The organism is Pseudomonas sp. OTU5201 (genome assembly GCF_038440135.1).
GTDB classification, from domain to species: Bacteria; Pseudomonadota; Gammaproteobacteria; order Pseudomonadales; family Pseudomonadaceae; genus Metapseudomonas; species Metapseudomonas resinovorans.
On sequence record NZ_JASATC010000046.1, the window covers coordinates 36,380 to 43,201 of the forward strand.

Annotated in this window: 7 protein-coding genes; 6 read left to right on the forward strand and 1 reads right to left on the reverse strand. The window is 64.0% G+C overall.

Features of this window, described 5'->3' with window-relative positions:
• The first annotated feature begins 168 nt into the window (after nt 1–168).
• The 4 genes from AAHM40_RS22950 to AAHM40_RS22965 are packed head-to-tail and all read left to right on the forward strand — an operon-like array spanning nt 169 to nt 4,117.
• Nucleotides 169–1,194, forward strand: coding sequence for an ABC transporter substrate-binding protein (locus AAHM40_RS22950; protein ID WP_342246732.1), 1,026 nt, complete (start codon nt 169–171; stop codon nt 1,192–1,194).
• Nucleotides 1,191–2,138 (forward strand): ABC transporter permease, encoded by a 948-nt coding sequence (locus AAHM40_RS22955; RefSeq protein WP_446731608.1) that lies wholly within the window; start codon nt 1,191–1,193, stop codon nt 2,136–2,138. The genes AAHM40_RS22950 and AAHM40_RS22955 overlap by 4 nt, the downstream gene beginning before the upstream one ends.
• Before the next feature lie 3 nt (nt 2,139–2,141).
• Nucleotides 2,142–2,951, forward strand: coding sequence for an ABC transporter permease (locus tag AAHM40_RS22960; RefSeq protein WP_342246734.1), 810 nt, complete (start codon nt 2,142–2,144; stop codon nt 2,949–2,951).
• Between the two features lie 17 nt (nt 2,952–2,968).
• Entirely contained in the window at nt 2,969–4,117 is a 1,149-nt protein-coding gene (locus AAHM40_RS22965) for an ABC transporter ATP-binding protein (protein ID WP_342246735.1), read from the forward strand.
• A gap of 91 nt (nt 4,118–4,208) precedes the next feature.
• Here AAHM40_RS22965 and AAHM40_RS22970 read toward each other — a convergent pair whose 3' ends face one another.
• On the reverse strand, nt 4,209–5,114 hold the full coding sequence (locus tag AAHM40_RS22970) for a LysR family transcriptional regulator (RefSeq protein WP_342246736.1): 906 nt from the start codon (nt 5,112–5,114) through the stop codon (nt 4,209–4,211).
• 157 nt (nt 5,115–5,271) lie between these two features.
• On the opposite strand from AAHM40_RS22970, the gene AAHM40_RS22975 reads away from it, so the two are divergent.
• Together AAHM40_RS22975 and AAHM40_RS22980 are read left to right on the forward strand one after the other, a co-directional pair.
• The gene (locus AAHM40_RS22975) at nt 5,272–5,916 is read left to right on the forward strand and encodes a hydrolase (RefSeq protein ID WP_342246737.1); all 645 of its coding nucleotides are present in this window, start codon (nt 5,272–5,274) and stop codon (nt 5,914–5,916) included.
• 67 nt (nt 5,917–5,983) lie between these two features.
• Nucleotides 5,984–6,541 carry an antibiotic biosynthesis monooxygenase gene (locus tag AAHM40_RS22980; RefSeq protein WP_342246738.1) on the forward strand — a complete coding sequence of 186 codons (558 nt, stop codon included), beginning with the start codon at nt 5,984–5,986 and terminating at the stop codon, nt 6,539–6,541.
• The last annotated feature ends 281 nt before the right edge of the window (nt 6,542–6,822 follow it).

Here is a 6,822-nt window from a genome sequence, read left to right on the forward strand (position 1 = left end):
CATTCCGTAGGCCGAAGATTTTCTGCGAGTGCGCCCGCCAGGGACCAGCATGAACAAGAGCACTCGACACGGCCGCCCTTGAAGGCCCCACTGGGGTCCCCTGCTCCTGATAAGCGGGTAGAAAGCGAAGCCCGCTTGCGTACAAACACAACAATGAGGGCAAGCAAGATGGTGTTCAAAAAACGTGCAACCGCGGTACTCGCCGCAGCATTCCTGGCCGCGACCGGCACCGCCGCCCTCGCCGCCGACAGCCTCAGCTTCGTGAGCTGGGGCGGCACTACCCAGGATGCGCAGAAACAGGCCTGGGCCGAGCCGTTCAGTGAAGCCAGCGGCATTCGTGTGATGCAGGACGGCCCCACCGACTACGGCAAGCTCAAGGCCATGGTCGAAAGCGGCAACGTGCAATGGGATGTGGTGGACGTCGAAGCCGACTTCGCCCTGCGTGCCGCCGCCGAAGGCCTGCTGGAACCCCTGGACTTCGGCGTGATCCAGCGCGACAAGATCGACCCGCGCTTCGTTTCCGACCACGGCGTCGGCTCCTTCTTCTTCTCCTTCGTACTTGGCTACAACCAGGGCAAGGTCGGCGCCAACGCCCCGCAGGACTGGACCGCCCTGTTCGACACCGCCAAGTACCCGGGCAAGCGCGCACTGTACAAGTGGCCGAGCCCCGGCGTGCTGGAACTGGCCCTGCTGGCTGACGGCGTAGCCGCCGACAAGCTCTACCCGCTGGACCTGGACCGCGCCTTCAAGAAGCTGGACACCATCAAGCAAGACATCGTCTGGTGGGGCGGCGGCGCCCAGTCCCAGCAACTGCTGGCTTCCGGCGAAGCCACCCTCGGCCAGTTCTGGAACGGCCGCATCTATGCCCTGCAGCAAGATGGCGCGCCGGTGGGCGTGAGCTGGAAGCAGAACCTGGTCATGGCCGATTTCCTGGTTATCCCCAAAGGCGCCAAGAACAAGGACGCGGCCATGAAGTTCCTGGCCAACGCCAGCAGTGCCAAGGGCCAGGCCGACTTCGCCAACCTCACCGCCTACGCCCCGGTGAACGTCGACAGCGTCGGTCAGATCAAGGAAGACCTCGCCCCCAACCTGCCGACTGCCTACGCTAAAGAACAGATCACGCTCGACTACGCGTACTGGGCCAAGAACGGCCCAGCAATCGCCGCGCGGTGGAACGAATGGCTGGTCAAGTGAAGATGGCTGCCATCCAGCCCAACCCGTCGGCCAAGGTCACCGGAAGCGCAGCCCGCGCTTCCGGCAGCCCCCAGCCCAAGGCTGCGTCGATGAATCAAGTCAACGAGACCACCCTGCGCTGGCGCGGTGCCCGCAACCTGATCCCGGCCCTGCTGTTCCTCGGTCTGTTCTTCCTCGCACCGTTGATCGGCCTGCTGCTGCGCGGCGTGCTCGAGCCAACGCCGGGCCTGGGCAACTACGAGCAGCTGTTCGCCAACTCAGCCTATACCCGCGTGCTGTTCAACACCTTCGCCGTCGGCGGCCTGGTGACCCTGATCAGCCTGCTGCTGGGCTTCCCGCTGGCCTGGGTGATCACCCTGGTACCGCGTGGCTGGGGCCGCTGGCTGCTGAACATCGTGCTGCTGTCGATGTGGACCAGCCTGCTGGCACGCACCTACTCCTGGCTGGTGCTGCTCCAGGCCTCGGGCGTGATCAACAAGATGCTGATGGCGCTGGGCATCATCGACCAGCCGCTGGAGATGGTGCACAACCTCACCGGTGTGGTGATCGGCATGAGCTACATCATGATCCCGTTCATCGTGCTGCCGCTGCAGGCCACCATGTCGGCCATCGACCCGATGGTTCTGCAGGCGGGCTCCATCTGCGGTGCAAGCCCCTGGACCAACTTCTTCAAGGTGTTCCTGCCGCTGTGCCGTCCGGGGCTGTTCTCCGGTGGCCTGATGGTCTTCGTCATGTCGCTGGGTTACTACGTCACACCGGCCCTGCTGGGTGGCGCGCAGAACATGATGTTGCCGGAGTTCATCATCCAGCAGGTGCAGTCGTTCCTCAACTGGGGTTTGGCCAGCGCCGCCGCCGCGCTGCTGATCGGCATCACCCTCATCCTGTTCTACCTCTACCTGAAGCTGCAGCCGGAATCGCCGGTGGCTTCTAGCACTGCGAGGTAAGCCATGCTGCTGTCACCCAACGCCATGGGCCTGCGCCTGCGCATCGGCCTGTACCTCACGACGGGAGCGATTGCGGCCTTCCTGCTGCTGCCGATCCTGTTCATCGTGCTGCTTTCCTTCGGCTCCTCCCAGTGGCTGGTGTTCCCGCCACCGGGCTGGACGCTGAAGTGGTACGAGCAGTTCTTCTCCAACGCCGAGTGGATGGAGTCAGCCCTGGCCAGCCTCAAGGTCGCCGTGCTGACCACAATCTGCTCCGTGGCCCTGGGCCTGCCCACCGCGTTCGCCCTGGTGCGCGGCAAGTTCCCCGGCCGCGAGTTTCTCTACGGCCTGTTCACCCTGCCGATGATCGTGCCGCTGGTGATCATCGCGGTGGCCGTGTACGCGCTGTTCCTCAAGCTGGGCTACACCGGGACGCTGTTTTCCTTCGTGGTCAGCCACGTGATCGTCGCCCTGCCCTTCACCATCATCTCGATCATCAACTCGCTGAAGCTGTTCGATCAGTCCATCGAGGATGCCGCGGTGATCTGCGGCGCTTCACGGCTGCAGGCGGTGTACAAGGTGACCTTCCCGGCGATCCGCCCCGGCATGATGGCCGGCGCCCTGTTCGCCTTCCTGGTCTCCTGGGATGAAGTGGTGCTGAGCGTGATGATGGCCAGCCCGACCCTGCAGACCCTGCCCGTGAAAATGTGGACCACCCTGCGCCAGGACCTGACCCCGGTGATCGCCGTCGCCTCGACGCTGCTGATCGGCCTGTCCGTACTGGTCATGGTGATCGCCGCCGCGCTGCGCCGGCGCAACCCTGCAAGCGCCTGAGCGCCGAGGTAAAGAAAATGAGTGCCGTTATCCAAGACACCCGCGAAAACAAGACCCTGGTCAGCCTGCGCAACCTGAACAAGCACTACGGCGACTTCGCCGCCGTGGACAACATTTCCCTGGACATCCAGGACGGCGAGTTCCTCACCTTCCTCGGCTCCAGCGGCTCGGGCAAGAGCACCACGCTGTCGATGCTGGCCGGCTTCGAGACACCCAGCTCCGGCGAAATACTCGTGGACGGCAAGTCCCTGGTGAACGTGCCGCCGCACAAGCGCGACATCGGCATGGTGTTCCAGCGCTATTCGCTGTTCCCACACCTCAATGTGCGCGACAACATCGGCTTCCCCCTGGACATCCGCAAGCAGGCCGCTGGCGAACGCGAGCGCCGCGTCGAGGCCATGCTCAAGCTGGTGCAACTGGAGCAATTCGCCCAGCGCCGTCCCGCCCAACTGTCCGGAGGCCAGCAGCAGCGCGTGGCCATCGCCCGTGCGCTGGTGTACGAGCCGCGCATCCTGCTGATGGACGAACCCCTGGGCGCGCTGGACAAGAAGCTGCGCGAAGACCTGCAGGATGAACTGCGCCACCTGCACCGTCGCCTCGGTATCACCATCGTCTACGTGACCCACGACCAGGAAGAAGCCATGCGCCTGTCCCAGCGCATTGCCATCTTCAGCCACGGCAAGATCGTCGGCCTGGGCAGTGGTTATGACCTCTACCAGAGCCCACCGAACGCCTTCGTCGCCTCCTTCCTCGGCAACTCCAACTTCCTCAAGGTGAAAGCCCAGGGCAACGCCGGCGCCAGTTTCGAAGGTCAGCCGCTGGCCATCCGCCCCACCCCCGGCCTGCACAACGGCCAGGACCTGATCCTGATGGTGCGTCCGGAAAAGGCCCAGGTGCTGAGCCCGGAACAGGCGGCCAGCGAGCCATTGGCCGCCGGTTGGAACCAGATCCAGGCCAAGGTGGCGGAAACCGTGTTCCTCGGCGAAAGCCTGACCTGCAGCGTAATCACCGCAGGCGGCACCAGCCTGACCTTGAAGGAACTCTCCGGCACCACCGCGCCCCTGCAACCGGGCGCAACGGTGATGGTGCGCTGGGCCGCGGCGGATGCCTGCGTCTACACCGAGTGGAAGGAAAGCGACCTGGCCAAGGGTGCCGGGGCGCACTGAAGAAACAGGCACCAGGGATGGTTGATGCCCTTCATCCAACACCGGCGCATGGGAGCACGCCGCGTTGTGGACGGGAAAGCGCACGGTCGCCTCAGCACGTCACCCGCTCGTTCGCCCGGCTCATTTCCTCCACCAGAAAGTCGATGAAGGCCCGTGTCTTCTGCGGCAGGCGGCGCGCCGAGGGGTAGACGGCGTTGATGCTGATGGGCGGTGCCTGCCATTCGCAGAGCACCCCCACCAGTCGCCCGGCCGCCAGGGCTTCGTCGACGATGAAGCTCGGCAGCAGGGCGATGCCCATGCCGGCCTCGGCGACCTGGGCGAGGAAGTCGCCATTGTTGGCCTGGAGTGGACCGTTCAATTGCACGCGGCGGGTTACTTCGCCATTGCTGAGCGCCAGGCTGACACCGCTCTGCAGGTAGCCGTACCCCAGGAAGGCATGACTGGCGAGTTCCTCCGGGGACTGCGGCACGCCGGCCCGTTCCAGGTAGGCCGGTGAAGCCACCAGGTAACGGGGTGCCGGCGCAATGGTCCGGGCGACCATGGAGGAGTCCGCCAGGCTCGCAATGCGTATGGTCACGTCGAAGCCGCCGCGCACCGGGTCCACCTGCTGGTCGCTGAGTACCAGCTGCAGTTCGATCTGCGGATGCCGCTCATGGAACAGCGGTATGAGCGGCCCCAACTTGCGCAGCCCGAAGGACATGGGCGCGTTCACCCGCAATACGCCTCGCAGCTCCCCCACACCATCCCGCGCGCGTTGCTCAGCCTCGTCCAGGGCTGCCAGCAGGTCCCGCGCCGACTCGAAGTACTCCGCCCCCGCCTCCGTCAGATGCAGGCTGCGCGTCGTGCGCACCAGCAACTGCACACCGATGGCCTCCTCCAGCGCCTGCACCTGCTTGCTCACGGTGGAGCGCGGTACGTCCAACGCCCGCGCCGCCGCCGCAAAACCGTTGCTGCGCACGGTTTCGATAAAGGCGCGCATGCACTCGACCCTGTCCATCAATGTCTCCATTCAAGAATCAATGAAGTTCAATTATGCATAATTGTTTCTCTTAATGGGCGCGATCAGAATTCATCCCACGTCGGAACCAAACAGCCTTACGAACGAGGCACCGGCCAGGAAGAAATCAGACAACCCACGCTCCAGGAGAAATGCCATGTCCATCCGCGAACTGCTGAACCCGACCAATTCCGCACTGATCCTGATCGACCACCAGCCGCAAATGGCCTTTGGCGTGCAGTCCATCGACCGCCAGCAACTGAAGAACAACACCGTGGCCTTGGCCAAGAGCGCCAAGATCTTCAACGTGCCGACCATCCTCACCACCGTTGAGACCGAAAGCTTCAGCGGCTACCTCTGGCCGGAACTTCTGGGCGTATTCCCCGGCCAGCAACCCATCGAACGCACCTCGATGAACTCCTGGGAAGACGACAAGTTCGTCACCGCCGTAAAAGCCACCGGCCGTAAGAAACTGATCATGGCCGCGCTCTGGACCGAGGTCTGCCTGACCTTCCCCGCACTGGAAGCCATCGAAGCCGGCTACGAGGTCTACATTGTCACCGACGCTTCCGGCGGCACCTCCAAGGAAGCCCATGACATGTCGGTGCAACGCATGATCCAGGCCGGCGCTATTCCAGTGACCTGGCAACAGGTCCTGCTCGAGTACCAGCGCGACTGGTCGAAGAAGGAAACCTACGACGCCGTGATCGGCCTGGTGCAGGAGCACAGCGGCGCCTACGGCATGGGTGTGGACTACGCCTACACCCTGGTGCACAAGGCACCACAGCGCCAAGTGAAGTAAGCCCCGGCAGGCCGGAGGCGCCCAGCGCGTCCGGCCTTCTTCATCGCCTTGTACGGAGCACCTCGCCATGAGCACCGACGACATCGTCACCCTGCTGATCCGCCATCGGGTCAAGGAAGGCCGGGAACAGGAATACGAAGGCTGGCTGCGCCGCATCATCGGCATCGCCAAGGGCTACCCCGGCCACCTCGGTATCGACGTGGTGCGGGATCGCAAAGATGGACTGCACCTGTTCACCTGCGTCCTGCGCTTTGCCAGTGCGGCACAACTCCAAGCCTGGCTGGACTCAACCGATCGCCGCAGCCTGGTCGAGGAAGTCAGCCACCTGCTGGCCGATGGCGACCAGGTGGAGATCAACCCCGAGCGCGAATTCTGGTTCACCCCGGCCCCTGCCACCGTGCCTCAACCGCCTCGCTGGAAACAGGCCTGCGTGACCTTCCTGGTGATCCTGCCGCTGGCCCTGCTGGTGCCGCTGCTCTGGCAGCCGCTGTTCAAACTTCAGCCCTGGTTGGCCGGCTACGTCGCGAGCAACGTCGTGATCACGGCCAGCATCGTGCTGCTGGTGGTCTATCTCTTCATGCCTCCGGTGACGCGTTTCTTCGCCGGCTGGTTGAACCAACGCTGACATCGGGAGGGGTGCATGGGCGAGTAAACATCCACGTTCGTAGAACGTGGACTTGCCTACGGCCCCTATAAGGGGACATCGCGGATTCAGCCGGCCAGATCGTAGCCCGATGTAATCCGGGAGCGGCGATTGGACTTTCCCCGGATTTGATCCGGGCTACTGACTGCGGACTCGAAGGGTAGACCTTCGCCTGCTTGGTGAATGAATGGGCTAGGTCTGCATGACGTGTTGCAGGCAGCTGCATTGCCCGTAGGAGCTGGCTTGCCAGCGAATGGCGGCGT

Coding starts and splice junctions, on each gene's coding strand:
- AAHM40_RS22970 (WP_342246736.1), bottom strand. CDS start 5,114: ATGGACAGGGTCGAGTGCATGCGCGCCTTTATCGAAACCGTGCGCAGC.
- AAHM40_RS22950 (WP_342246732.1), top strand. CDS start 169: ATGGTGTTCAAAAAACGTGCAACCGCGGTACTCGCCGCAGCATTCCTG.
- AAHM40_RS22980 (WP_342246738.1), top strand. CDS start 5,984: ATGAGCACCGACGACATCGTCACCCTGCTGATCCGCCATCGGGTCAAG.
- AAHM40_RS22960 (WP_342246734.1), top strand. CDS start 2,142: ATGCTGCTGTCACCCAACGCCATGGGCCTGCGCCTGCGCATCGGCCTG.
- AAHM40_RS22965 (WP_342246735.1), top strand. CDS start 2,969: ATGAGTGCCGTTATCCAAGACACCCGCGAAAACAAGACCCTGGTCAGC.
- AAHM40_RS22975 (WP_342246737.1), top strand. CDS start 5,272: ATGTCCATCCGCGAACTGCTGAACCCGACCAATTCCGCACTGATCCTG.